This window comes from Marinobacter sp. LA51 (assembly GCF_030297175.1).
Taxonomy (GTDB): Bacteria; Pseudomonadota; Gammaproteobacteria; order Pseudomonadales; family Oleiphilaceae; genus Marinobacter; species Marinobacter apostichopi.
In genome coordinates, this window is the sequence record NZ_AP028070.1 from 1,022,010 (window position 1) to 1,047,415 (window position 25,406).

Below are 25,406 nucleotides of genomic sequence, written 5' to 3' on the forward strand. Positions count from 1 at the left end.
AATCATGGCCATGGATCGGACCAGAACAGATGACGAACACAAAGGATCTTCCTCTACGACAGCTGCTGAAATTTCGTAACGCGTGGATTGCCTGGCTGATTTTTTTTGTCGTGCTTGGCGTTGCTGTGTTGCTCTGGCAGGTGTCGATCCACTTGGTCGATGAGCGTACCCAGGCCCGTTTTCGCACTCAGACCCTCCAGCTTAAAACCGCGATAGAAGAACGTTTGCTGAACTACGAGCAAGTGCTGGCGGGCAGCGCTGGCCTGTTCTCCGTTGCAGGCGATGTCTCCCGTGACGAATGGCGCGTTTACGTCGACAAGGTCGACATTGATCGCTATTACCCGGGTATCCAGGGGATCGGTTACGTCAAGCGCATCGGGGTCCGGCAGATGGCCGACCACATCTCTTCAGTGCGAAAAGAAGGTGTCTACAATTACCTGGTCAGTCCGCTGGGTACCGGCCCCTACTATTACCCGATGGTATACCTGGAGCCCGGCACCGACCGCAACCACCGGGCCCTGGGCTACGATGCCTTTAGCGATCCAGTGCATCGCAGGGCCATGGAGCTGGCGCGGGACGAAGCCAAGCCGACGGTGACCGCCAAGGTCGTGCTGATTCAGGAAGAGGTGGCCGAAGATCAGGCCAGCTTCCTGATGTACTACCCGGTGTACCAGGGCGGGGCGGTGCCGGAGCTTCGCAACGAACGGCAGATGATGCTGGCGGGATTTGTGTTCAGTGCGTTCCGGATGAATAACCTGATTGATGGCATCGTCGGGCTGATTTCACCCTTTCTGGATGTCCGTATCTACGACAACGGAACGGTCAGCCGTGACAACCTGATGTACGGCTCGAACCTGGGCTCCCTGGATAACGACTTCAGTTTCCAGATGAGCCAGACGCTGAATGCCGGCGGCCGGGAATGGCTGCTCCAGACCCGGTCCACGCCCGCCTTTGATTTCCTGGCCTCGGACCCGCGGCCACCGATTGTGTTGGGCAGCGGTATTGTTATCAGTGTTCTGCTGTTTTTGTTTGTGTTGGCCCTGATCCGGTCGCGCCTGATGGCGCAGATCAGTGCCGGGCGCTATCGGGCCATCACCGAAGGTGCGGCCAGTGTGACCCTGGTACTGGATCGGGCCGGCCAGGCTTCCTACGCCAGTCCCTCCAGCGACGAAATTCTGGGCTTCGATCCGGGTGAGATCGCGGCGCTTAACCTTGAAACCCTGGTCCATGTCGACGACTGGTCGAAGTTGCAGCAAGGCTTCGAGGACGCCATCGGGGCTCCCGGCCAGCAGCAGCCAGTGATTCGGGCCCGTGTCCGTGACTCGGAAGGCCGTTGGCGCGATATGGATTGCACCTTTACCGCCATGCTCTCGGTGCCAGGCGTGAATGGCGTGGTGCTCAGCCTGCGCGACCTGACGCAGCTGAAGGCGGCCCAGACAGAGCTGCACCGGTTGGCGTTTTACGATCCGCTGACCGGACTGCCGAACCGCCAGTTATTCCGTGATCGGCTTAATCATGCCGTGCGTCGTTGCCGGCGCAGTGGCGAGCCCGCGGCACTGATGTTCCTGGATCTGGATGGTTTCAAACGGATCAACGATACCCTCGGGCACGATGCCGGCGATGAGTTGTTGCGCCAGGTCGCCGAGTGGTTGGAAGGCTGTGTCCGCGAGGAGGATTCGGTAGCCCGGTTGGGTGGCGATGAGTTTGTTGTTTTGCTGTCCCGGGTGGGTGAATCGGAGGCTGCCGGTAAGGTGGCGGAAACGATTTTGCACCGGTTGTGCCAGCGTGTCCGCCTTAGTGAGCATGAAGTCGGTATCACTGTCAGTATCGGTATCACCATGATTCCGCAGGACAGTGAGGATCCCGGGACATTGATGAAGTACGCGGACCTGGCCATGTACCGTGCCAAGGAAATGGGCCGCAATACCTATCAGTTCTTCACGCCGGCCATGAATATCCAGGCGGCTCGCCGTCTGCTGCAGCAGGAAGAGTTGGCGGCAGCGCTGGAAGGCGATCGTTTTGTTTTGCATTACCAGCCGAAACTGGATCTGGTCAGCGAGCGGGTCATTGGCGTTGAGGCGTTTTTGCGCTGGCATCACCCGGAGAAGGGATTGGTCTCGGCGCAGCAGTTCATTGGTCTGGCCGAGGAAACCGGTCTGATTCTCCAGCTGGGTGAACTGGCGCTGCGCCAGGCCTGTATTCAGGTGCAGGCACTGGAGCGGGCCGGTTTCGAGTCCCTGAAGATGGCGATTAACCTGTCCGTGCGGCAGCTCACCGATGCCGGGTTCCTGGACATGATCCGGCAGGTAATTACCGAGACAGGGGTGTCGCCGGAACGCCTGGAGCTGGAAATGCCGGCCGAGTTGCTGAATGAAGACCCCAGAGTCCTGCGCGAGCTGTTAACCGCCCTGCACGATCTGGGGGTGTGCCTGATTCTGGACGATTTTGGAACTGGCTCCTGTTCCCTGGTGTCACTGCAGCAACTGCCGCTGGATGTGGTCAAGATTGATCACCGCTTTATTCGCGACATTCCCTACAATGTCAGCGCTACCGATGTGGCCTCGGCGGTCATCGCCCTGGCGCGCAAGCTGCACCTGACGGTCGTAGCCGAAGGGGTGGAAACGCCGCAGCAACTCGCCTTCCTCAAGTCTGCAGGCTGTGCCCAGTGTCAGGGTAACCTGTTCAGCTACCCGTTGGATGAAGATGCCCTGATTGGCTTCCTGATTCGCCAGTACGAGAAGCCGCTGATGTCCTGATCATGGCAATGACGGCCGGTAACCGGTAAAATCACGGCGTTCCCGGATCCCGGCACCGGCCCTTCCGGGCTCAATCCTTCGTCTATACGAGTATTTATTGTCTGTGACTGAACTGAGCCGAATCCGTAACTTCTCCATCATTGCCCACATTGACCATGGTAAATCCACCCTCGCGGACCGTTTTATCCAGATCTGCGGTGGCCTGACCGAGCGCGAAATGGCCGAGCAAGTCCTGGATTCCATGGACCTGGAGCGGGAGCGCGGGATTACCATCAAGGCCCAGAGCGTCACGCTCAACTACACGGCGAAGGACGGTCACGAATACAAACTGAACTTCATCGATACCCCCGGGCACGTCGACTTCTCTTACGAGGTCTCCCGTTCCCTGTATGCCTGTGAAGGTGCCCTGCTGGTGGTCGACGCCGGACAGGGTGTTGAGGCCCAGTCGGTAGCCAATTGTTACACCGCCATCGAGCAGGGTCTCGAAGTGGTCCCGGTTCTGAACAAGATGGACCTGCCCCAGGCTGAGCCCGAGCGGGTGGCGGCCGAAATTGAGGACATCATTGGTATCGAGGCGTCGGAAGCGGTCCGCTGCAGTGCCAAGAGTGGTATCGGCGTCGAGGACGTGCTGGAAGACCTGATCAAGCGTGTCCCGCCTCCCAAAGGCGATCGGGGCGCGCCATTGCAGGCGCTGATCATCGATTCCTGGTTCGACAACTACCTCGGCGTGGTGTCACTGGTACGGGTTACCGAAGGCACCATGCGCAAAGGGGACAGGATTGTCATCAAGTCCACCGGAAAATCCTGGAACGCCGAAAAGGTGGGCATCTTCAATCCCAAGCCGAAAGACACCGATGTCCTGGAGTCCGGCGATGTGGGCTTTGTCGTTGCGGGTATCAAGGATATCCACGGGGCGCCGGTCGGTGACACCATCGTGCATCAGAAGTTTTCCGAGCAGACACCGATGCTGCCGGGCTTCAAGAAGGTCAAGCCGCAGGTTTATGCAGGCCTGTTCCCGGTCAGTGCCGATGACTACAACGATTTCCGGGATGCTCTGGAAAAGCTGACGCTGAACGACGCCTCGCTGTTCTTCGAACCCGAGAGCTCCGATGCCCTTGGCTTTGGCTTCCGTTGTGGCTTCCTTGGCATGCTGCACATGGAAATCATCCAGGAGCGGCTTGAACGGGAATACGACATCGACCTGATCACCACGGCGCCCACGGTAATATACGAGGTGGAGACCAAACAGGGTGAGACGCTCTCGGTGGACAACCCGTCCAGGCTTCCGGATGTTGGTTCCATCGAGGAAATGCGTGAACCCATCGTCGAGGCCAGCATCCTGGTGCCCCAGGAACATCTTGGCAACGTGATTGCGCTCTGTGAAGAAAAGCGTGGTGTACAGAAAAACATGCACTTCATGTCCACCCAGGTGCAGCTGACCTACGAGCTGCCCATGGCGGAAGTGGTGTTGGATTTCTTCGATCGTATCAAGTCTGCGAGTCGTGGCTTTGCCTCTCTGGACTATCATTTTATTCGCTTCCAGGCAGCCAACCTGGTGCGTCTGGACGTGTTGATCAACGGTGAGCGGGTTGACGCACTGGCGCTGATTGTTCACAAGGAACAGGCGCACTACAAGGGACGTCAGCTGATCGACAAGATGAAAGAACTGATCCCCAGACAGATGTTCGATATCGCCATCCAGGCTGCCATTGGCACCCAGGTGGTGGCGCGGGTGACTGTGAAGGCCCTGCGTAAGAACGTAACGGCCAAGTGTTATGGCGGCGACGTCAGCCGTAAGAAGAAGCTGCTTCAGAAGCAGAAAGAGGGTAAGAAACGAATGAAGCAGCTGGGTAATGTCGAGGTGCCTCAGGAAGCGTTTCTGGCCGTATTGCAAGTGGATAAATAGAAGGCGCCTGGATGGACATCGATTTTCCCCTGGTTCTGGTAGTTCTGACCTTCGCGACAGGTCTGATCTGGCTGGCGGACAAACTGTTTTTGCGTGAGCGCAGGCTGGAAGCGGCTCGGGCCAATGGCCAGGCGACTTCCCCTGATGCCCAGGTCGGCACTGTCGACGAGGCGGACGAGCCGAAAGAGCCTTATCTGGTTGATCTTAGCCGGTCGTTTTTCCCGGTTCTGGCGATTGTGCTGGTGCTGCGTTCATTCCTGGTGGAGCCGTTTCAGATTCCGTCTGGCTCCATGTTGCCGACCCTTGAGGTGGGTGACTTTATCCTGGTCAACAAATACGCCTATGGGCTTCGGCTGCCAGTAGCCGGTACCGAGGTACTGGAACTCGGCGACCCCGAGCGCGGTGACGTCATGGTCTTCCGTTACCCCAAGGATGGCGCCACCAACTACATCAAGCGTGTGGTCGGTATGCCGGGTGACACTATCCGCTACCGCGACAAGCAGCTGTTCATCAACGGTGAGCAGGTTGAGAGCAAGTTTGTCGCCCGTCTTCCGCCGGTCGAGTTACGCCGCGAGAGTCTTGGTGATGTCGAGCACGATATTTTCCTGACCATGGGTCGGCCCGGCGCCAGTGGCGAGGGCGAATGGGTAGTGCCCGATGATCACTATTTCGTTATGGGCGACAACCGCGACAACAGCAACGACAGCCGGTACTGGGGCATGGTTCCCGATGAGCTGGTTGTGGGCAAGGCTTTTGGCATCTGGATGCACTGGAAATCGCTTACCAGTCTGCCATCCTTTGATCGTGTGGGCGGTATCGAGTAATTCCGACAATTCTGGAGTGCAGTCATAATGAAGAAAAATAATCTCTCCGCCATGACCCGGCAAACAGGTGCTTCGGCGTTGACAATGATGGTGATGGTGCTGTTTTTCGGTGGCCTGTTAACCCTGGCCATCAAGCTCGGTCCGATCTATCTGGATGACATCACCATTCAAGAGGCGCTGGAAAGCCTCGATGGCACTGACGGTCTGTCGACCATGGGGCCGGCGCAGGTACGCACTCTGATCAACAAGCGCCTGAGCGTGAACAACGTTCGCGGCTTTGATGCCAAGAACATCACCGTCGAGAAGGACGGGGACACTGTGATGATCCTGGTCGACTATGAGGTTCGCAACGATCTGTTCAGCAATGTCGATACCATCGTTCACTTCAAGCATGAATACGAGATGAAGGGCAAGTGAGTTCGCAACCGGATCTGGATCAGTTACAACGCCGCATAGGCTATCAGTTTAAATCGCCAGAGCGGCTGTTGCTGGCGCTTACCCATCGCAGCTTTGGCAACCAGAACAACGAGCGCCTGGAGTTTCTGGGCGACTCCATTGTTAACATGGTGATCGCCGAGTATCTGTTCCTGCACTTCGAAAAGGCCCGGGAAGGGCAGTTGAGTCGGTTGCGGGCGCGCATGGTCAAAGGCGTGACCCTGGCTGAAATCGGTCGCGAGTTCGAGCTGGGCAGCTATCTGCGTCTGGGGTCCGGCGAGCTCAAGAGTGGCGGGTTTCGCCGCGAGTCGATCCTGGCCGACGCGGTGGAGTCGATCATCGGTGCCATCTATCTCGACAGTGATTTCCACACTTGCCGCGAGAAGGTGCTGCAGTGGTTCGAGCAACGGCTCAGGAACCTGGACCTGCAGGACACCCAGAAGGACCCCAAGACCCGTCTGCAGGAATACCTGCAGTCGCGCCAGTTTCCGTTGCCACAGTACGACGTCATCTCGGTTGATGGTGAAGCCCACAACCAGACCTTTCACGTAACCTGCGCGCTGCCGTCACTGGATCGCAAGACCAGCGGAACCGGCAACAGTCGCCGCGTCGCCGAGCAGCAGGCAGCCCGAAACGCCCTGAAAGAACTGGGCGTGGAGAATCAGTAATGAATGATATTACCCGGCCGGAAAACCCGGACAGTCGCTGCGGGTTCGTGGCCATTGTCGGTCGTCCCAATGTGGGTAAATCCACATTGCTGAACCATATCCTTGGCCAGAAGCTGAGCATCACCTCCCGGAAGCCGCAAACCACTCGTCACCAGGTTCTGGGTATCAAATCCATGGGACCGGTTCAGGCTATCTATGTGGATACCCCGGGCATGCACGAGGAAGAACCCCGGGCACTGAACCGGTACATGAACAAGGCGGCCACCTCGGCGCTGATCGACGTTGATGTCGTGGTGTTTGTGGTCGATCAGCTGTCCTGGACCACGGCGGACGAGCTGGTCCTGGAGAAACTGGCCAAGCTCAAGTGTCCGGTGATCCTGGCGGTGAACAAGGTCGATAAGATCGAGAAGCGGGAAACTCTGTTGCCGCACCTCGACATGCTGTCGAAAAAGCGGGATTTTGCCGAAATCATCCCCTTGTCCGCGCTCAAGGAAAATAACCTGGAACCGCTGGAGGAGGCTGTTGGCCGTTTCCTGCCGGAAAGCATTCACTTTTACCCGGATGACCAGATTACCGATCGCAGTGAGCGCTTCCTGGCATCGGAGATCGTGCGGGAGAAAATCACCCGGCAACTGGGCGCCGAACTGCCGTACTCCGTGGCGGTTGAAATTGAGGAGTTCAAGCGCGAAGGCAAGACCCTGCACATTTCCGCTCTGGTTCTGGTGGAGCGTGAAGGACAGAAGAAGATCATGATCGGCGACAAGGGTGAGCGCATGCGCCGCATTGGTCAGGAAGCCCGGGCCGATATGGAGCGGTTGTTTGATAGCAAGATCATGCTGCGGCTCTGGGTCAAGGTGAAACGGGGCTGGGCTGACAGTGATCGGGCCCTGAAAAGCCTCGGTATGAACGACCTCTGAGGCAGCTATGACGGGGCCGGAGCACCAAGAGCCCGCCTACGTGATTCACCGCCGACCCTGGCGGGAGACCAGCCTCATGGTGGATGTGTTCACCCTGAATCGTGGCCGGTTGACCGTCATTGCCCGGGGCGCCAACAGTGCCAAGAGTCCGCTGAAGGCTCAACTGCAGCCCTTCCAGCCGCTGATGCTTGACTGGGCCGGGCGCGGCGACCTGAAAACCCTGACTCAGGTTGATACCCGCATTGGCCCCTCGCTGCACCGCACGGCGTCGTTGTACAGCGGTCTCTACCTGAACGAACTCCTGCAGCGGATTTTGCCGGCGGCGGATCCGCATCCCACCCTGTTCGCAGCGTACATCGACGCCATTGCCGAGTTGGCCGAAACCACCGACATCGAACCGGTGCTGCGGCGCTTTGAGCGGGCTTTTGCCGCAGAGCTGGGTTTTGATTTTTCCTGGGACCTTGCCACCGATACCGGGCAATCCGTCGAGGCGGGTCAGCAGTATTGTTATGATCCGGAACAGGGAATTGTCGCGCAGCCAGGTCCGGGTGCCCGGGTCCAGAAACTTCCCGGGGAGGTCCTGCAGGCGCTGGCGGCCGGCGACCTGGACGCCGAGCCTTGCCGGCGCGTGGCCAAGCGCGTCATGCGGGCCTTAACCGATTACCTGTTGCAGGGGCGTCCGCTCCACAGTCGCAATTTGTTCAGTCACCTTCGGAGAGAACGGCATGAATCCTAGAGTCTTACTCGGCGTCAATATTGACCACGTCGCAACCCTGCGCCAGGCCCGGGGTACCCGTTATCCTGATCCGGTTCAGGCCGCCCTGATGGCGGAAGAGGCGGGCGCGGATGGGATTACCATTCATCCGCGCGAAGATCGTCGTCACATTCAGGATCGTGATGTCCTGCTGTTGCGGGAAACCCTGCAGACCAAAATGAACCTCGAGATGGCAGTGACCGACGCCATGCTGGCCTTTGCCGAACAGGTCCGGCCGGAGTGCGTGTGCCTGGTGCCGGAGAAGCGCGAGGAGCTGACTACCGAGGGCGGTCTGGACGTTGAGGGCCAGGAGGCGAGAGTGGCCAAGGCCTGCGATCGCCTGGCTCAGCTGGGTTCTGAAGTGTCGCTGTTTATCGATCCGGCGACTGCCCAGATTGACGCCGCCGTGCGCTGTGGCGCACCGGTCATCGAGCTGCACACCGGTGAATACGCAGAGGCTAAGACGCCTGAGGAGGCCGAGTCTGCGTTCCAGACTATTGCCTCTGCGGTCGCCTATGCCCGAAAAAGGGGGCTAATCGTTAATGCTGGCCACGGCCTGCATTACCACAACACCGAGCGGGTTGCTGCGATTCCGGGTATCAATGAGCTCAATATCGGCCATGCAATCATTGCCCGCGCCGTGTTCACCGGGCTCAAGGACGCAGTGCGGGACATGAAGGCGATTCTTGATCAGGCCCGCGGCCGGGCCTGAGCCTTCCTAAACCTTCCCCGGTCTCAGCTGGTTTCGGTCGGTTGGGGCTGGGCCCGGAATAACCGTTGCCAGTCGGTTTGTTCGCTCCAGTTCTGTAGCCGCTCCATCGCTGCCAATAATTGTACCTTGTGGTGCTCGATATCCGGAGCAGCGCACTTCAGAGCGGTTTCTAACCGGTTGGCGGCGGCTCGAAGTTCCGGCACGCCGCAGTAACGGGTAGCGCCGTGCAGCTTATGCACGCACTCCAGTAGTCCATCCAAATCGCCCCGGCGCCAGAATTCCGCTACCTGGCTCTGATCATTGTGTACCTGCTCCAGCAGCATGCTGAACAATTCTTCTGCCAGATCCGTCTTGCCCGCCGCCAATTGAATGCTCTCGCGAATACTGACGCAGTCCTGCTCCATCGTACGGGTGGATGGCCTCATGGCCCGCCCGGTGTCCCGAACTTCTGGAACCGGGATCTGTTTGCTTTCGCCCACCGCGATGCTTTCATACCCGGTGTATTGTCGGATAATGCTGGTGAGCTGGCTGCTGCTGATGGGTTTGGGCATATAGCCGTCAAAGCCCTGCTGGAACAGCCGGTCCTGCTCGTCGGCCAGGGCGTGGGCGGTCAGTGCGATGATCGGCGTGCGGTGTGGGGCCTGGTCCAGGTCTCGTAGGCGAGCCGTGGTTTCCACCCCATCCATGCCGGGCATTTGCAGGTCCATGAACACCAGGTCGAACGGTTTCTTGCGCGCCTTGCTCAATGCCTCAAAGCCGCTTGAGGCACCTTCGGCCTCGATCTGGCAGTCCCTCAGCAGGGTCATTACCAGCTTCAGGTTGGCGTCGTTGTCATCCACCGCCAGCACCCGGGGGACATTGGTAGCGGCCAGGCTGGTGGTGCGGTGGTCGAAATCCAGTGCCAGGTGGCCACCAGAGCTGATGCCGTGTACCAGTAGCAGCAATTCGTCGTAGAGCGCGCCCCGGCAGATCGGCTTGGTCAGGTGTCCGCTGGCGAGTCCGGACAGAGGGGTGTCGTGTGTTTCCAGGGTGGGTGTGAGAAGCAGTGTGCGGCAGTCCCGTTCAATCTCCAGGGTCCGGAACATGGCACAGTACTGGCTGGAATTGAGCAGATGCCGGGTGATACCGATAATCGCCAGGGCGTAGCCGGCCTGGTTTTTCTGGGCTTCTTCGATCTGTTCCTGCAGGGCGCCGGGGGAGGCGACCCGGTCGACCGTTATGCCCCAGTCCCGCAGCAGGTGCTCAACTGCCAGTCCGGTTGTGGTCTGTTGCTCCAGGTAGATAACCCGCTCGCCTTGGAGACCATCACGGGGCGCAACGCCTTCGGCGCTGGTGGACAGTTCCGAGGTGAGCGTAAACCAGAACGTGGAGCCTTTGCCGAGTTCACTGTCCAGGCCGATTTTGCCGCCCATCTCTTCCACCAGCCGCTTGGAAATCGCCAGGCCCAGGCCAGTGCCGCCGTATTGGCGGGCGGTGGACGCGTCCGCCTGACTGAAGGCATTGAACAGCGATTGTTGCTGGGCCCGGGACAGGCCAACACCAGAGTCGGAAATGCTCAGGCGCAGGGTCACCTGATTGCTGTCCTCAGAGTCCTCCTCAAGGCTGGCGCGCAGCACCACCTCGCCGGTCTGGGTGAACTTGATGGCATTGTTGACCAGGTTGGTAATCACCTGTTTGACCCGCAACGGGTCGCCCATAATGTTGTCCGGCACGTCGTTATAGACCAGTGGTACCAGATCCAGATTCTTGGCGTGTGCTGCCGGTGCCAGCATCACCATGACTTCTTCGACAATGTCTCTCAGCTGGAACGGTACCCGGTCCAGGATCAGCTTGCCGGCTTCAATCTTCGAGAAGTCCAGGATGTCGTTGATGATGGTCAGCAGGATTTCCGAGGATTTGCGGATGGTGCTGAGGTGGTCCCTTTGCTGGCGGGGCAGGGGGCTCTTCAGTAGCAGCTCGGTAAAGCCGATGATGCCGTTCAACGGTGTACGGATTTCATGGGACATGTTGGCCAGGAATTCCGATTTGATGCGGCTGGCCTCAAGCGCCTCCTTGCGGGCGAAATCCAGTTCGATGTTCTGGATCTCGATGGTCTCCAGAGTTTCGCGGAGATCCTCGGTGGCCTGGTCGATGTTCTGCTGCATCTCGGCCTGGGCCTTGCTCAGTTCCTCCGCCATGGCATTGAGGCCTGATTCCAGCTGCTCGAATTCAGGACCGGCCCGGGTGAATACGCGGGTGTCGAGTTTGCCTTCCTTGAGTTTGGCGACCGCCTCGTTCAGTTCAAACACCGGGTCGGTAAAGGCCCGGCTCAGGCGCAGGGCAACGACCAGACTCAATACCACGCCGGCGAGGACCAGAAGCAGTGAAATCAGCAGTGCCTTATAGGTTTCCTTCTCGGTGCGAACGTGGGACATTTCCACCGCAACCCAGCCCAGAGGAGGCCTCGGTTGCGCCCCCAGCTCCCGTACGTCCGGGTCGAGCACGGTTTCGATCATCAGCTCCTGCAGTGATACAGGGGTCACGAACCGGGTGCTGTCTTCCCGGGGAAGGCGGGTCGCGGTGTTGGGCACCAGGTTTTCACTGGTAACGACTTCGGAGCTGCCTGGCCCGGTGTGCAACAGGCGGGCGCCGTCGCTGTCGAAGAAGGTAATGGAGCGGACATCCTGCTCTTCCAGCAGGGCATTGGACAGGTTGCTGAGCAGGCTGCGGTTAGCGGTGAACAGGCCATATTCGGAGGCTGCCGCTAATTGCCGCGACAGGGATTCGCCCCGATCACGCAGCAGGCTTTCGATGTTGTTCACCCAGCTGTAGGTGAAGAACATGCCCAGCATGAGAGTGGTTAGCAGGGTGGGGATGAGGGTCACCACCAATACTTTTTTGCGAATGCCCCAGCGCCGCATACCCGGTTCCTGATTTATTGCCTGGGCCCCGAGATGTAATTACGGGGTCACGTCCTTGTCAGAATAGATGATCCGTAGGCGATTGACTGAGGTATCAGTCCCAGCGCCCCGGCAAAAGTCGATTCGGTTATAGCTGTCGGTCATGGATATAGCGAGAAGCTGTATTGGGAGACAGGAGCTATAACGCGTATCATGCGATCGCAAAAGTGTACCACAGGGTAATGATATGAATTTCCCCACAATTGAAGATTATGTCGGGCATACCCCTCTGGTTCGCCTGCAGCGACTTCCGGGCGAGACCTCCAACGTCATCCTGGCAAAGCTGGAAGGCAACAACCCGGCCGGATCGGTCAAGGATCGGCCGGCTATCAGCATGATCCAGGAGGCCGAGCGCCGCGGCGAGATTAGCCCCGGGGACACCCTGATCGAGGCCACCAGCGGAAATACCGGTATTGCCCTGGCCATGGCAGCGGCAATCAAGGGATATCGCATGGTGCTGATCATGCCTGCCAACATGAGCGAAGAGCGCCGGGCATCAATGCGTGCTTACGGCGCCGAGATTGTCACGGTGAGCCGGGAAGAGGGCATGGAAACGGCCCGGGATCTTGCCCTGCAGATGGAATCCGAAGGCAAGGGCAAGGTGCTGGATCAGTTCAGCAACTTGGATAACCCGCTGGCCCACTACCGCACTACCGGGCCTGAAATATGGGCGCAGACCGAAGGGCGGGTCACCCATTTTGTCAGCTCCATGGGGACCACCGGCACCATCATGGGCGTTTCCCGTTACCTGAAAGAGCGTAATCCCGACATCCGGATTATTGGCCTGCAGCCGAAGGAAGGGGCCTCCATCCCGGGTATCCGGCGCTGGCCGGAGGCGTACCTGCCGAAGATCTATGACGCCGCCCGCGTGGATCAGGTGCTCGATATCGGCCAGGAAGAGGCTGAAAATACCATGCGCGCCCTGGCATCCCAGGAGGGTATCTTCTGTGGCGTATCCTCCGGCGGATCCATCGCCGCCGCCCTGAGGCTGTCTGAGCAGGTTGAAAACGCCGTCATCGTGGCCATCATTTGTGACCGTGGCGACCGATACCTCTCCACTGGCGTCTTTCCCGGCGCCTGAGCAGTCTCACGACCAGGACCTATCACCAAGAGTAGTCAGTATGAGTAGACGACGCCGTAAGGCTCTTCCTAAAGAGCCAGTGCGCTGTGAAATAGAAAAACTGAGTCATGACGGCCGGGGTATTGCCCGCCAGGACGGCAAGACCCAGTTCGTAGACGGTGCCCTGCCGGGTGAAACCGTGATGGCAAAGATGATCAGTACCCGCAGCAAATTTGACGAACTGCGGAGCCTGGAAGTGCTGGAAAGCGTACCGGAGCGCCAGACACCGCCGTGCGAATTTGCCGACCTGTGTGGCGGCTGCAGTCTTCAGCACATGAGTGCCGATGCCCAGATTAAGTTCAAGGAAGACACCCTGCGCGAACACTTTGCCCATTTTGGGGGCATTGAGCCGGAAGAATGGGTGGCGCCGATGCGTTCAGAAAGCAGCCTGGGGTATCGCCGCAAGGCGCGCCTGGGCGTGCGCTATGTACCGGCGCGGGAATCGGTGCTGGTCGGTTTTCGCGAAAAACGCAACAGCTTCCTGACCGACATTGACAGATGTGCTGTGCTGGATCCGCGCATCGGTGAGCGCATTCTGCCCCTGCGTGAACTACTCCATGGCCTCGATGCCTACAATCGCATTCCCCAGGTCGAGGTGGCCTGCGGCGATGACGAGGCTGTCATGGTATTCCGCAACATGGACGATTTGAGTGACAGTGATCGGGCCAGCCTGGTCGAGTTTGGTCAGGCCCACGATTTGCATATTTATCTGCAGCCCAAAGGACCGGACACGGTACACCGGATTTGGCCGGAGTCCGCCGGGCGGCATGATGAGCGGCTCAGTTACCGGCTGGACGAGTTCCAATTGACCATGAAATTCCATCCGATGGATTTCACCCAGGTCAACGCTGGTATTAATCGCACCATGGTGCACCGGGCTGTCGACTGGCTCGACGTGCAGCCGGGGGAGCGGGTGCTCGATCTGTTCTGCGGACTTGGCAACTTTACTCTTCCGCTGGCGCGCAAGGGTGGCCAGGTCGTCGGCGTGGAAGGTGACGACGCCATGGTGGTTCGTGGTCGCGAAAACGCGGAACTGAACGGCCTCGACAATCTGGCCTTCCACGGTGCCGATCTGCACGGTGATTTCACCGGCCAGAGCTGGGCAAAAGAGGGCTTTGACAAGATCCTGATTGACCCGCCTCGCTCGGGTGCAGAGGAAATCTGCAAATACCTGACGGCGTTCGGGGCCAGTAAAATCGTCTATGTTTCTTGTAACCCTGCAACACTGGCACGGGATGCTGGTGTCATGGTGCGCAATGGTTATCGGCTGGTGCGTGCTGGCGTGATGGATATGTTTCCTCACACCACTCATGTCGAATCCATCGCCCTGTTTGAGCGGGATTCCGGCTAAAGGATTGGCGCCGCCACCCGGGTGGCGGCAGGAACGACCGAGAATAGTAAAACCGATATGGTAAAAGTTCGCGAAGATTATGCCGTTACCGGCGATGGCGAGGTGGACATCGAGCGTTGTGTCCAGCACATCGCCGCCCAGACTCAGTTGGACGATGTCGACCAGTTTCGCCGTGCCTGTGAGAAGGCTGCGGAAATCGATCTGGAGGCGTTCCGCGAGGACCGCCTGTGGGCACCGGGCTCCAGCAGCTTTCGTATTGGTATTGAAATGGCCCAGGTGCTGGCTGAGCTGCATCTGGATCAGGCCAGCCTGGTGGCGGCGATACTGTATCGGGCCGTTCGGGAAGAACGGGTAGCCCTCGAAGATATCCGCAAGGAGTTCGGCGACGAGATTGCCGGTTTGATCAATGGCGTTCAGCAGATGGCGGCGATCTCCTCGATCCATCATCCGCTCAAGGGCAATGTTCTGGGCCAGAGTGAGGGCCAGCTGGATAACGTCCGCAAGATGCTGGTCACCATGATTGACGATGTCCGGGTCGCGCTGATCAAGCTGGCGGAGCGGACCTGTGCCATCCGGGCGGTCAAGAACGTCTCGGAAGAGAAGCGCATGCGGGTCGCGCGTGAGGTATTTGATATCTACGCCCCGTTGGCGCACCGGCTCGGCATCGGTCACATCAAGTGGGAGCTGGAAGACCTGTCGTTCCGCTACCTGCATGAAACGGCCTACAAAAAGATCGCCAAGCTGTTAGACGAAAAGCGCCTCGATCGGGACGGCTACATCAAACGGGTTATCGAGACTCTGCAGGCGGAACTGGAAGCCTCGGGGATCACCGCCGACCTGTCCGGTCGCGCCAAGCACATCTACAGTATCTGGCGCAAAATGCGGCGCAAGGGTATCGATTTTTCCCAGGTTTACGATGTTCGTGCCGTTCGCATCCTGGTGCCGGAAGTCCGGGATTGCTACGGCGCTTTGGGCATTGTGCACGGTATCTGGCGCCACATTCCCAACGAATTCGACGACTACATCGCCAACCCCAAGGAAAACGGCTACCAGTCCCTGCATACCGCCGTGATCGGGCCCGAAGGCAAGGTGATGGAAGTTCAGATCCGTACTCACAAGATGCACGAGGAGGCGGAGCTGGGTGTCTGTGCCCACTGGCTGTACAAAGGCACGGACAAGAGCAACAAATCGACCGGTTATGACGCCAAGATCAATTGGCTCCGGCAGGTGCTGGAGTGGCAGGAGGATCTGGGTGATCTGTCCGGGCTGGCCGACCATCTGAAGTCTGACGTGGCCTCGGACCGAGTCTATGTCTTTACCCCGGAAGGTCATGTGGTCGACCTGCCACAAGGTGCAACACCGGTGGACTTTGCCTACCGCGTGCACACGGAAATCGGCCACGCCTGTCGCGGTGCGCGGGTCAACAACCGCATCGTACCGCTGACCTATCCGCTGAAAACCGGCGACCAGATTTTCATCCTGACCTCCAACAACGCGGCTCCGAGCCGGGACTGGCTGAACCCGAGCCTGGGCTACGTGCAGACCTCCCGTGCCCGGGCCAAGGTGACGCACTGGTTCAAGGAGCAGGATCGTGGCCGCAACATCGTCGATGGCCGGGCTATTCTGGAAGACGAGTTCAAGCGGCTGTCGCTCTATGACGTGAACCTGAACGAGCTCGCCCAAAAGGTGAACTATCACGGCTCGGAGGACATGTTTGCCGCGGTTGGTGCTGGGGATCTGCGGCCCACGCACGTGGCCAATGTCGCGCAGCAAATGCTCGAGCCAAAATCCGAGCAGCTGGACCTGAAGCTCAGCAGCCAGCGTCGTGCCCCTTACGACACTGCCACCGATATTCAGATCCAGGGTGTTGGCAAGCTCAAGACCCAGGTCGCCAAGTGCTGCAAGCCGTTACCCGGCGATCCCATTGGCGGCTACATTACCGTCGGTCGCGGAGTCACCGTGCACCGGCAGGATTGCCTGACGTTCCTGAATCTGCGCGAGTTTGAGCCTAACCGGATCATCGAGGTCAATTGGGGTGGCCAGCCTGCGGCTGTTTACCCGGTGGATGTGGAAATCCAGGCTTACGATCGCTCCGGCCTGTTGCGGGACATCACCCAGGTGCTGTCTACCTCCAAGAGCGATGTGCTGGCACTGAACACCCTGACCAACAAGGACGAGAACACCGCCACCATGACGGTGACGCTGGAGATCTCCAGCCTTGAGCAGTTGGCCCGGTTGCTGGCGCAGATTCGTAACCTGCCAAACATCATTGACGTAAGGCGCAAGCGCGGATGAGTTACACCATAGACGACCTGAAAACCCTGATGGCACGGCTGCGGGATCCGGAGATCGGCTGCCCGTGGGATACCAGGCAGAGTTATAAGACCATCGTGCCGCACACCCTTGAGGAAGCCTACGAGGTGGCGGATGCCATCGAGCGGGAAGACTATCCCCATCTCAAGGACGAATTGGGCGATCTGCTGTTTCAGGTCATTTTTTACGCCCAGATGGGCAAGGAAGATGGCCACTTTGATTTCGACGCCATCGTCGACAACCTTGTGCGTAAACTGGTTCGTCGCCATCCCCACGTCTTTCCGGCGGGCACGCTGGACAGCAAAATTGATCCGGAAAACCGACCCGATGAAGCCTGGATCAAGGAGAGCTGGGAGCGGATCAAGGCCGAGGAGCGGGCCATGGCGCCGCCTTCCGATGAGCCGGTGAGCCGGCTGGATGGCATCGCTCGCACCCTGCCAGCCATGGCCCGGGCCGAGAAGCTGCAGAAGCGGGCTGCCAGGCACGGTTTCGACTGGCCAGAGATCGAGCCGGTGTTCGACAAGCTGCACGAGGAGCTGGACGAACTGAAAGAAGCCTGGCACGCCGCCCAGACTGGAGCAGGGGACCACGATGCGGTGGAAGACGAGCTGGGTGATCTGATGTTTGTCTGTGTCAATCTGGCACGCTTCATGAAGGTGAATCCTGAGCAGGCTTTGAAACGTACCAACCATAAGTTCGATAGCCGATTCCGGGCCATTGAACGGATTCTCACCCGCGAGGGTCGGGACATGGACGAGGAAAGCCTGGACGCGTTGGAAGCCGTCTACCAGACGGTCAAGGGGGTAGAGAAGGGCAGCTCCGGGCACTGATTGTTGGTCTCCGGTAAGTACAATCCGTTACCAATTAGCAGGTTCCCGAGGCGCTGGCTTCGTCTACACTTCGAGGTGTGGCTGCACTGATGTTGTGCGCCGTGCGCCATCAATAAGATGCAGGAGTGAGGGCACCATGAAAATTAAGGATCTGGTCAACTACTGGGACAAGCACGCTCGCGGTCGTCTGACTCGCGACGCCTACTTTATGGCATTGTCTGACCAGCATCATAAGCGTCTGGAGAAACTGGCCGCGCTCTATCCCATGAAATCGCCGCAGGATCTGATGCGGGATCTGATTTCGGCTGCGCTGGACGAGATGGAAACCAGCTTCCCATACGTTGAGGGCACCAAGGTGGTGGCCTACGACGAGGACGGTTTCGAAATTTATGAGGATCAGGGCTTAACCCCGAAGTTTGTGAGTCTGAGCCAGAAGCACATCCAGCGCCTCAAGGCCCGCCAGTTGGAATCGGTCGCCTAACGACCTGAATTCGATCTGGCCCGATCGTTTATCTTTGCACGGAGTGGCGTCCGCCACTCCGTTTCAGTACCCCTCGTATTCCTTACTTGTCTTTGTTCTCAAGCCGATCTTTCAGGGGCGTTTTCCGAACCAGGTCGTCCAGCGCGGCACCGATCATGTCATTTAGAATGTCGGTTTCGGTCCGGTCCGGGTACAGTTCCGCCAGCGCCGCAATCCTTGCCGCATCCTCCAGAGGCAGTCTCAGATTGTAGTCGTGGGTCCGGTCCACGGGCGCTTTCTGGTTTTCCCAGTGCTTGGGCAAATCGGTAACTTTCATCAGTACTCCTTGCGGCTATAGGCTCCAATCGCCAATAGACTTTTTCGACTATTCCTTAGTATCGTAAGTTTACTTTGCCTCCGTCAATTAAAAGGACGTCAATGTGACTGAGCTTCACCCCGATCTTCGAGAAAATGTGCGCATGCTGGGCGAATTGTTGGGTCAGAGTATCCAGCGCCACCCAGGCCAGGACTGTTACGAACTGATCGAGGAGATCCGCGCTGCGGCCAAGGCCGACCGGCGCCAGGAAAGTGGTTCCGGGCAGCGCCTGGTCAACCTGCTGGGAAAGCTGAGCGACGATGAGTTGTTGCCAGTAACCCGGGCCTTCAACCAGTTTCTCAATCTTGCCAATCTGGCCGAGCAATATCACGGCATTCGCCGCAAGAAGGGGCACCAGTCTGACCTGATGGTGGAATCTCTGGGCCAGGTGTTTGACCGATTGAAAGCGGGTGGTGTGTCGGCAGACGAACTGCATGATCGGGTGTCCAACCTGCGTATCGAGTTTGTACTGACTGCCCACCCGACCGAAGTGGCGCGCCGCACCCTGATCATGAAGTACGACGAGATGTCGGAGTGCCTGGCCCGGCTCGATCACGATGATCTGATGCCGTCGGAGCGTGAGGAAGTTATTGATCGGCTGACCCGATTGATCACCGAGGCCTGGCATACCGATGAGATACGACACGAACGGCCGACGGCGGTGGACGAGGCCAAATGGGGCTTTGCGGTCATCGAAAATAGCCTGTGGCAGGCATTGCCTCGGTTTCTGAGCAGTCTCGATGCGTCTCTCATCGAGTCGACCGGGCGCGGATTGCCCCTGGAAGCATCACCGATTCGTATTGCCTCCTGGATGGGCGGCGACCGGGACGGAAACCCTAATGTAACTCACCAGGTTACTCGCAAGGTTTTCCTGCTCGGCCGTTGGATGGCAGCGGACCTGTACTTGCGTGACATCCAAGCGCTACGGGCAGAGCTGTCCATGTGGCAGGCCAGTGACGAACTTCGGGAGCGGGTGGGTGATGCCCGTGAACCCTATCGCCAGGTTCTGGCGGAGCTGCGCGAGCGGTTGGTGAAGACCCGTGATTGGGCCGAGGCCGGGGTTAATGGCACCACGGCCGACGCCACCGACATTCTGTTCGAGAATGAGGATTTCACCGGGCCGCTGGAGCTGTGCTACCGCTCGCTGGTTGAATGTGGGCTGGAAAGCATTGCCAATGGTCCGCTGCTGGATACCATTCGCCGCGCCCACACCTTCGGGCTGCCGCTGATTCGCCTGGATATTCGTCAGGAAGCCTCGCGCCATGCTGAGGCAGTGGCGGAGATGGTGGACTACCTGGGGCTGGGGGATTACCTGTCGTGGTCGGAAGCGGAGCGTCAGGAGTTTCTGGTCAAGGAGCTTCGCGGGCGTCGGCCGCTGGTGCCGCGCAACTGGGAGGCTTCCGAGTCGGTGCGCGAGGTTCTCGCCACTTGCGAGGTTGTGGCGCAACAGACGCCGCAGGCACTGGGTTCCTATGTTATCTCCATGGCCTCAAAGCCGTCGGATGTACTCAGCGTGATCCTTCTGTTGCGGGAATCCGGCATGAAGTTCCCGATGCGGGTGGTGCCACTGTTTGAAACCCTGGATGATCTGAAAGGCGCGCCCGACAGCATGGCGGCCTTGTACGAGGTGGACTGGTACCGGGACTACTGTCAGGGTCGCCAGGAAGTGATGATCGGCTATTCGGATTCGTCGAAGGATGCCGGCCAGCTGATGGCGGCGTGGGCGCAGTACCAGGCCCAGGAACAACTGACCCGGATCGCCAAACAGTACGATGTGCACCTGACCCTGTTCCATGGTCGGGGCGGCACTGTGGGTCGCGGAGGTGGGCCTGCCAACCGGGCGATCCTGTCGCAGCCACCGGGTTCTGTTAACGGCAGTTTCCGGATTACCGAGCAGGGCGAAATGATCCGCTTCAAGTTTGGCCTGCCGGACCTGGCGGTGCAGAGCCTGACGCTCTACACCACCGCGGTGATTGAGGCCACCCTGGCGCCGCCGCCCGAGCCTGAGCCGGAATGGCGTGCCACCATGGATTGGCTGACTGAACGTTCGTTGAAGTCCTATCGGGACGTGGTGCGGGAGAATCCGGACTTTGTTCCTTACTTCCGGCAGGTCACTCCGGAACAAGCCCTGGGCAAGCTGGCCCTTGGTAGCAGGCCGGCCCGCCGCAAGGCCACCGGTGGTGTAGAGAGCCTGCGTGCGATTCCCTGGATCTTCGCCTGGACCCAGATGCGGCTGATGCTGCCTAGCTGGCTGGGTAGCGATGTGGCGCTGGAGTCAGCGGCCCAGGACAACCGGTTACCGCAGCTCCGTGACATGATGAAGGGATGGCCGTTTTTCCGGACCTACGTCGACATGCTGGAGATGGTGCTGGCCAAATCGGACCTGCGCATTGCCAGCTATTACGAGCAGACCCTGCTGGACGACGATAAGCTGCAAGCGCTGGGAACCGACCTCCGGGAGCGGTTGCAGCGCTGTATCCAGCGGCTGCTGGAGCTCAAGGAGCAGTCGGCCTTGCTTGAAGGCGAGCCGGTGTTTGCGCACTCCATGCGCGTACGCAATCCCTACACCGATCCACTGCATTATCTCCAGGCGGAACTGCTGCGTCGCAATCGTGAAAGCGAAGGCAAGGGGGATGTTCAGGATCTGGTCGAGCGGGCGTTGAAAGTGACCATGGCTGGTATCGCAGCGGGCATGCGCAACACCGGCTAAGCCGGACACAATAAGAACGGTGGCCAGATAGCCGCTGATCAAGGTAACAGGAGTAAGCTGTGGCTCTCGCTGCGCGACTGCAACGTTTTCTGGCCCGTAAGGGCATTCCGTACTCGGAGCTGCCGACGCCGCAGGCCGACGATCTTGACGGCGCCGTGATTGCGTCGGGTCAGCCCCGTTCGGATTTCGTTCAGGCAACCGTCCTGATTGATGTCGGCGGCGCCTTGCTGGTGGCGCATGGTTTAGACAGCACCCTGGATCTGGAGGCGGTGTTCCAACTGACCGGCCGCCGACTACAGCCTCTGACGGCGCGCCAGACCCTGCGACTGTTCGGTGACTGTGATCCGGGATTCGTGCCGCCCATCGGAACGGCCTACGACCTGCCGGTTCTCATCGACGACGACGTCGCGTATGCCGAACGGGTCGTGCTCACTGGCGGCGCCAACCATGGTGTGGTCAAGATGGAGGGGCGTGATTTCCGGCTGGCTCTGGCCGGCGCCAGGAATGGTCATCTGGTAATTCGGGGCCAGGGCAACGGCGACCGGGCTGCACTCAGCCTTGATGAAGTGGCGGATAAGCTCCAGCGACTGTATCGGCTGCCACCGATGCCAGCCCTGGCACTGCGGATCTTGCGGCTGACGGCACACAGCGAAGCCACGGCCCGGGAGCTTGCGGAGCTGATTGAACTCGATCCCAGCCTCACCGCCCAGATCATGCGCTATGCAAGGTCAGCGCTGTTCAATTATCCCGGCCAGGTTCACTCCGTGCAGGAGGCGGTTACCCGGGTACTGGGATTCGACCGGGTTGCCCACATTGCCATGGGGATCGCTTCGGTACGGGCCTTTGATGTCCCCCGTAAGGGACCACTGGGGATGGATAACTTCTGGCGCCACTCTCTCTATAGTGCGTTTGTTTGCCAGAATCTTGCGGTGCATTGTCGCGCCGATAAGGCCCTGGCGTATCTGTGTGGTTTGTTGCATAACTTCGGCCTGCTCTTGATCGGCCACCTGTTCCCGTCCGAGTTTGAAGAACTCAATGCCCTGCACACGGATAATCCTGAGGCCAGCTTGCATTCCCTGGAGCAGCAGGTGTTTGGCCATGCCCGTGAAGAGCAGATCCTTGCCGTGGGGCATGGTGCTATTGGTGGCATCCTGCACAAACTCTGGCAACTGCCGGATGCCGTGATTAAGACCGCCGCCATGCATCAGCATCCGGGCTACCACGGCGATCATGAAATCTACGTACTGATGGTGCAGTTGGCGAATGCACTGCTGAAGCCGCGGGGCATCGGTGATGAATTCAATCCAGACGATATTCCCGCTCTGCTGGAAGCCCTGGGTTTGGCGCCCGAAACACTGGCCAATCTGGAGCGTGAAATTGATCGTGTGGCTCCGGATCTGGACGCACTGGCCAACTCCCTGTCATCCTGAGTGTTGTCAGGGTTCATGTACCTCATGCCCCTTCTCCGTGCATGATACGGAGGTCGACTTTCTCTATAGGGGCGGACTTCGTATAATGCGCTGGCTCCGAGCCCGGCTAACAACCGTTCGGTGCTGAGAGGTTGTCGCAAAGGCGAGGGTCTTTGCCGCAACTTTTCCAATGATAATGACTTATACGGGAGCACAACGTTATGCGAATCATCATGTTAGGGGCGCCAGGCGCCGGCAAGGGGACGCAGGCACAGTTTATTACCGAACGCTTCGACATTCCCCAGATTTCCACCGGCGACATGTTGCGTGCGGCGGTCAAGGCCGAATCTGACCTCGGATTGCAGGTTAAGGAAGTGATGGCGACCGGCGGTCTGGTGTCCGATGACATCATCATTGCGTTGATCGAGGAGCGTATTCAGCAGCCGGACTGCAAAAACGGCTTTCTGCTCGACGGCTTCCCACGCACTATTCCCCAGGCTGAAGCACTGAAAGATCAGGGTATTGCTATTGATTACGTGGTTGAGATTTCCGTTGATGACGAAGAAATCGTCAGCCGTCTGTCTGGTCGCCGTGTTCACGAAGGCAGCGGCCGGATCTATCACGTCAAGTTCGATCCGCCCAAGGCCGAGGGCAAGGACGATGAAACCGGCGAGCAGCTGGTTCAGCGTGAAGACGATAGAGAAGAAACCGTACGCAAACGTCTGAAGATCTACCACGATCAGACCGCGCCGCTGGTCGGTTACTACCAGGACTGGGCCGCCGAAAACCCGGCTGCGGCACCCAAGTACGTGCGTGTGGCTGGGGTTGGCAGTCTCGACAGCATCCGTGACCAGATTCTGTCCAAGCTTCAATAAATCCTCGTTATCCTGACTTGAGGCTTCGTTTCGTCCGTGAAACTGCTGGCACTGGATACATCATCGGAGGGCTGCTCGGCAGCCCTTCTTATTGATGGCAAGATATCCGAACGTTTTGAAATTGCTCCCCGGGGCCATACCAAGCTCTTGATGCCCATGGTGAGAGAGTTGTTGGCAGAGGCAAACGTGGCGCCGTCAGAGCTCGACACGGTGGCCTTTGCCTGTGGTCCGGGCTCATTCACTGGTATTCGAATTGCCACGGGCGTGGCCCAGGGTTTGGCGTGGGGCCTGGGCGTGCCGGTCGTGCCGGTGTCGTCCCTGGCAACCGTCGCTCTTGGTGCTATTGAAACCATGAGAGTCAGCGAAGACAGCGGTGTTGCCATCGCTTTCGATGCCCGCATGGGTGAGTTGTACTGGGGCTGTTTTGTTTGCCACGACGGACTGCCGGTGCTGCAGGGTGAGGAGCGAGTCTGCGCGCCCTCTCTGGTGTCGCTTGAAGGCGACGCGTCAGCATGGTCCGGTGCTGGCCGTGGCTGGGCTTTCCAGCAAGACATGCCATCTGAGGTGGCTGACCGGGTTGTGGCCGCTGATGACACGCTGATTCCTCGTGCAGCCTGGGTCGCTAAACTGGCCGAAATCGGGTTCCGGAATGGTCAGGCGGTCCCGGCGGAGCAGGCCCAGCCTGCGTACATCCGCAATGAGGTTGCCTGGAAAAAACTGCCTGGACGAGAATAATCGGGCGCACTCGGTCGGCGCGTCGGTTAACAACTGATCAAACGCTTTTCTTCCAAGGCCGATTCTTCCATACTTTGTCTTATCTTTTTCGTTATTAGGCCAGCGGTATCGGGTCATGATCGGCAGTATAAATTCAGGCAGCAGCTTTCCCCCCCAATCAGGCAATAATAGCCCGATTAGGGAACGTAGTGATGTCGCCCGTGCACCGGCAGCCTCCCCGGAAAAAATGCCGGAAAATGCCCGGCGGGACCTGGCCGATTCCCGCACGGGTACCCTGATTGAACGCACGCCGGGCGAGAGTCTGGAGCGGCGCATAGAAGCGCGTCGAGCCGCTGAAGATGCCCGGCTGGAACGTTTCCGGGCCGACGACATGCCTTTGCCAACCGCTCAGGCACTGTCTACTTTCGCGGTGGTTGCAGCCGCCGGACAGGAATCTGGTGACGGCAATTCCCTCGCCGGCATTGATATTCTGGTCTGATGACTGACTCCCGTTCGCACAAAACCGCCCCCTCTGAGACTCCCGGGAATATCGCCGTTGGTCGCAGTCCATTGGGCGATTCCGACCAGGCGATTGCCCTGAGCGAGGCGCTGGCGATCCCGCATTTAGGCGTGGTGCGGCCAAAGGACGTGCGGGACTACACCCTGTTGTTGTTTCTGGATGATCAGGGCCTGGGCCTGCAATTGACCGGCAAGGGTGCGCCCGGACCGGTGCGCGCCGAGTTTGTCACCGGCAAGATGGGCTATCGCCGTGAACACGGTGGCGGTGCCGGACAGCTGGTGGCAAAAGCAGTAGGTCTGCATAAAACCCGCGCTCATCTGCACGTGCTTGATGCTACCGCAGGCCTGGGACAGGATGCGTTCGTGCTGGCCAGTTTGGGCTGCACAGTGACCCTGTTTGAGCGCAATCCGGTGATTCATGCCTTGCTGGCGGACGGGCTGGCGCGGGCATCGCTGAATGTCGATTGCGCGCCCATCGTCGAGCGCATGCACCTGCGCGAGGGCAGCAGCATCGCCTGGTTAGCGTCTGCAGGTCCGGAGTGCGCCGATGTGGTTTATCTGGATCCGATGTTTCCGCACCGGGACAAGTCGGCTCTGGTGAAGAAAGAGATGCAGCTGTTCCAGCGAGTGGTTGGCGATGACGATGATTCCGAGGCGCTGCTGAAGGCGGGTCTGGAATGCGCGCGCTACCGCGTTGTGGTCAAGCGCCCGCGCAAGGCCCCGGCCATTGCCGGACCCGAGCCGACAACCCGGGTGGAGGGCAAAAGCAGTCGCTATGATGTCTACTCCATCAAGGCGCTGCCCGCTCGCTAGGGCGC

21 protein-coding genes are annotated in these 25,406 nt (G+C 59.2%); 19 read left to right on the plus strand and 2 right to left on the minus strand.

Annotation, left to right across the window (positions count from 1 at the left end; all coding sequences use genetic code 11):
- Positions 1–29: 29 nt before the first annotated feature.
- From QUE89_RS04705 to pdxJ, 8 genes are all read left to right on the plus strand, one after another.
- Complete coding sequence (locus QUE89_RS04705; RefSeq protein WP_286222061.1) at positions 30–2,756, plus strand: bifunctional diguanylate cyclase/phosphodiesterase; 2,727 nt, start codon at positions 30–32, stop codon at positions 2,754–2,756.
- Positions 2,757–2,859: 103 nt separating this feature from the next.
- Positions 2,860–4,662, plus strand: coding sequence for a translation elongation factor 4 (lepA, locus tag QUE89_RS04710; protein WP_286222062.1), 1,803 nt, complete (start codon positions 2,860–2,862; stop codon positions 4,660–4,662).
- 11 nt (positions 4,663–4,673) lie between these two features.
- On the plus strand, positions 4,674–5,486 hold the full coding sequence (gene lepB, locus QUE89_RS04715; protein WP_286222063.1) for a signal peptidase I: 813 nt from the start codon (positions 4,674–4,676) through the stop codon (positions 5,484–5,486).
- A gap of 27 nt (positions 5,487–5,513) precedes the next feature.
- Entirely contained in the window at positions 5,514–5,903 is a 390-nt protein-coding gene (locus QUE89_RS04720; protein ID WP_286222064.1) for a DUF4845 domain-containing protein, read from the plus strand.
- Positions 5,900–6,589, plus strand: coding sequence for a ribonuclease III (gene rnc, locus QUE89_RS04725; protein WP_286222065.1), 690 nt, complete (start codon positions 5,900–5,902; stop codon positions 6,587–6,589). The genes QUE89_RS04720 and rnc overlap by 4 nt, the downstream gene beginning before the upstream one ends.
- Positions 6,589–7,506: a GTPase Era gene (gene era, locus QUE89_RS04730; RefSeq protein ID WP_286222066.1), complete on the plus strand. Its 918-nt coding sequence runs from the start codon at positions 6,589–6,591 to the stop codon at positions 7,504–7,506. The genes rnc and era overlap by 1 nt, the downstream gene beginning before the upstream one ends.
- Positions 7,507–7,513: 7 nt before the next feature.
- Entirely contained in the window at positions 7,514–8,242 is a 729-nt protein-coding gene (gene recO / locus QUE89_RS04735) for a DNA repair protein RecO (RefSeq protein WP_286222067.1), read from the plus strand.
- Positions 8,232–8,972, plus strand: a complete 741-nt coding sequence (pdxJ, locus tag QUE89_RS04740) for a pyridoxine 5'-phosphate synthase (RefSeq protein WP_286222068.1) — start codon at positions 8,232–8,234, stop codon at positions 8,970–8,972. Before recO ends, pdxJ begins: the two co-directional genes overlap by 11 nt.
- Before the next feature lie 23 nt (positions 8,973–8,995).
- Here pdxJ and QUE89_RS04745 read toward each other — a convergent pair whose 3' ends face one another.
- The gene (locus QUE89_RS04745; RefSeq protein ID WP_286222069.1) at positions 8,996–11,872 is read right to left on the minus strand and encodes an ATP-binding protein; all 2,877 of its coding nucleotides are present in this window, start codon (positions 11,870–11,872) and stop codon (positions 8,996–8,998) included.
- A gap of 226 nt (positions 11,873–12,098) precedes the next feature.
- Between QUE89_RS04745 and cysM the strand changes: the two genes are divergently transcribed.
- From cysM to QUE89_RS04770, 5 genes are all read left to right on the plus strand, one after another.
- Positions 12,099–12,992: a cysteine synthase CysM gene (cysM, locus tag QUE89_RS04750; RefSeq protein WP_286222070.1), complete on the plus strand. Its 894-nt coding sequence runs from the start codon at positions 12,099–12,101 to the stop codon at positions 12,990–12,992.
- Positions 12,993–13,032: 40 nt separating this feature from the next.
- Positions 13,033–14,382 (plus strand): 23S rRNA (uracil(1939)-C(5))-methyltransferase RlmD, encoded by a 1,350-nt coding sequence (rlmD, locus tag QUE89_RS04755; RefSeq protein WP_286222071.1) that lies wholly within the window; start codon positions 13,033–13,035, stop codon positions 14,380–14,382.
- Between the two features lie 57 nt (positions 14,383–14,439).
- Positions 14,440–16,677, plus strand: coding sequence for a GTP diphosphokinase (gene relA, locus QUE89_RS04760; protein WP_286222072.1), 2,238 nt, complete (start codon positions 14,440–14,442; stop codon positions 16,675–16,677).
- Complete coding sequence (gene mazG / locus QUE89_RS04765; RefSeq protein ID WP_286222073.1) at positions 16,674–17,525, plus strand: nucleoside triphosphate pyrophosphohydrolase; 852 nt, start codon at positions 16,674–16,676, stop codon at positions 17,523–17,525. The genes relA and mazG overlap by 4 nt, the downstream gene beginning before the upstream one ends.
- A gap of 136 nt (positions 17,526–17,661) precedes the next feature.
- Positions 17,662–18,006 (plus strand): hypothetical protein, encoded by a 345-nt coding sequence (locus tag QUE89_RS04770; RefSeq protein ID WP_041340477.1) that lies wholly within the window; start codon positions 17,662–17,664, stop codon positions 18,004–18,006.
- 82 nt (positions 18,007–18,088) lie between these two features.
- Here QUE89_RS04770 and QUE89_RS04775 read toward each other — a convergent pair whose 3' ends face one another.
- Complete coding sequence (locus QUE89_RS04775) at positions 18,089–18,322, minus strand: hypothetical protein (RefSeq protein ID WP_041340478.1); 234 nt, start codon at positions 18,320–18,322, stop codon at positions 18,089–18,091.
- A 103-nt stretch (positions 18,323–18,425) separates the two neighbouring features.
- On the opposite strand from QUE89_RS04775, the gene ppc reads away from it, so the two are divergent.
- From ppc to QUE89_RS04805, 6 genes are all read left to right on the plus strand, one after another.
- Positions 18,426–21,071, plus strand: a complete 2,646-nt coding sequence (gene ppc, locus QUE89_RS04780) for a phosphoenolpyruvate carboxylase (RefSeq protein WP_286222074.1) — start codon at positions 18,426–18,428, stop codon at positions 21,069–21,071.
- 59 nt (positions 21,072–21,130) lie between these two features.
- A complete protein-coding gene (locus QUE89_RS04785; RefSeq protein ID WP_286222075.1) occupies positions 21,131–22,501 on the plus strand; it encodes an HDOD domain-containing protein in 1,371 nt (456 codons plus the stop codon).
- A 200-nt stretch (positions 22,502–22,701) separates the two neighbouring features.
- Positions 22,702–23,355, plus strand: coding sequence for an adenylate kinase (adk, locus tag QUE89_RS04790; protein WP_286222076.1), 654 nt, complete (start codon positions 22,702–22,704; stop codon positions 23,353–23,355).
- Between the two features lie 36 nt (positions 23,356–23,391).
- Entirely contained in the window at positions 23,392–24,090 is a 699-nt protein-coding gene (tsaB, locus tag QUE89_RS04795; protein WP_286222077.1) for a tRNA (adenosine(37)-N6)-threonylcarbamoyltransferase complex dimerization subunit type 1 TsaB, read from the plus strand.
- Positions 24,091–24,316: 226 nt separating this feature from the next.
- Positions 24,317–24,568 carry a hypothetical protein gene (locus QUE89_RS04800; protein WP_286222078.1) on the plus strand — a complete coding sequence of 84 codons (252 nt, stop codon included), beginning with the start codon at positions 24,317–24,319 and terminating at the stop codon, positions 24,566–24,568.
- Positions 24,568–25,401: a class I SAM-dependent methyltransferase gene (locus tag QUE89_RS04805; protein ID WP_286222079.1), complete on the plus strand. Its 834-nt coding sequence runs from the start codon at positions 24,568–24,570 to the stop codon at positions 25,399–25,401. Before QUE89_RS04800 ends, QUE89_RS04805 begins: the two co-directional genes overlap by 1 nt.
- Positions 25,402–25,406: the final 5 nt, after the last annotated feature.

Coding starts and splice junctions, on each gene's coding strand:
- QUE89_RS04705 (WP_286222061.1), top strand. CDS start 30: ATGACGAACACAAAGGATCTTCCTCTACGACAGCTGCTGAAATTTCGT.
- lepB (WP_286222063.1), top strand. CDS start 4,674: ATGGACATCGATTTTCCCCTGGTTCTGGTAGTTCTGACCTTCGCGACA.
- QUE89_RS04720 (WP_286222064.1), top strand. CDS start 5,514: ATGAAGAAAAATAATCTCTCCGCCATGACCCGGCAAACAGGTGCTTCG.
- era (WP_286222066.1), top strand. CDS start 6,589: ATGAATGATATTACCCGGCCGGAAAACCCGGACAGTCGCTGCGGGTTC.
- recO (WP_286222067.1), top strand. CDS start 7,514: ATGACGGGGCCGGAGCACCAAGAGCCCGCCTACGTGATTCACCGCCGA.
- pdxJ (WP_286222068.1), top strand. CDS start 8,232: ATGAATCCTAGAGTCTTACTCGGCGTCAATATTGACCACGTCGCAACC.
- QUE89_RS04745 (WP_286222069.1), bottom strand. CDS start 11,872: ATGCGGCGCTGGGGCATTCGCAAAAAAGTATTGGTGGTGACCCTCATC.
- cysM (WP_286222070.1), top strand. CDS start 12,099: ATGAATTTCCCCACAATTGAAGATTATGTCGGGCATACCCCTCTGGTT.
- rlmD (WP_286222071.1), top strand. CDS start 13,033: ATGAGTAGACGACGCCGTAAGGCTCTTCCTAAAGAGCCAGTGCGCTGT.
- relA (WP_286222072.1), top strand. CDS start 14,440: ATGGTAAAAGTTCGCGAAGATTATGCCGTTACCGGCGATGGCGAGGTG.
- mazG (WP_286222073.1), top strand. CDS start 16,674: ATGAGTTACACCATAGACGACCTGAAAACCCTGATGGCACGGCTGCGG.
- QUE89_RS04770 (WP_041340477.1), top strand. CDS start 17,662: ATGAAAATTAAGGATCTGGTCAACTACTGGGACAAGCACGCTCGCGGT.
- QUE89_RS04775 (WP_041340478.1), bottom strand. CDS start 18,322: ATGAAAGTTACCGATTTGCCCAAGCACTGGGAAAACCAGAAAGCGCCC.
- adk (WP_286222076.1), top strand. CDS start 22,702: ATGCGAATCATCATGTTAGGGGCGCCAGGCGCCGGCAAGGGGACGCAG.
- QUE89_RS04800 (WP_286222078.1), top strand. CDS start 24,317: ATGCCGGAAAATGCCCGGCGGGACCTGGCCGATTCCCGCACGGGTACC.
- QUE89_RS04805 (WP_286222079.1), top strand. CDS start 24,568: ATGACTGACTCCCGTTCGCACAAAACCGCCCCCTCTGAGACTCCCGGG.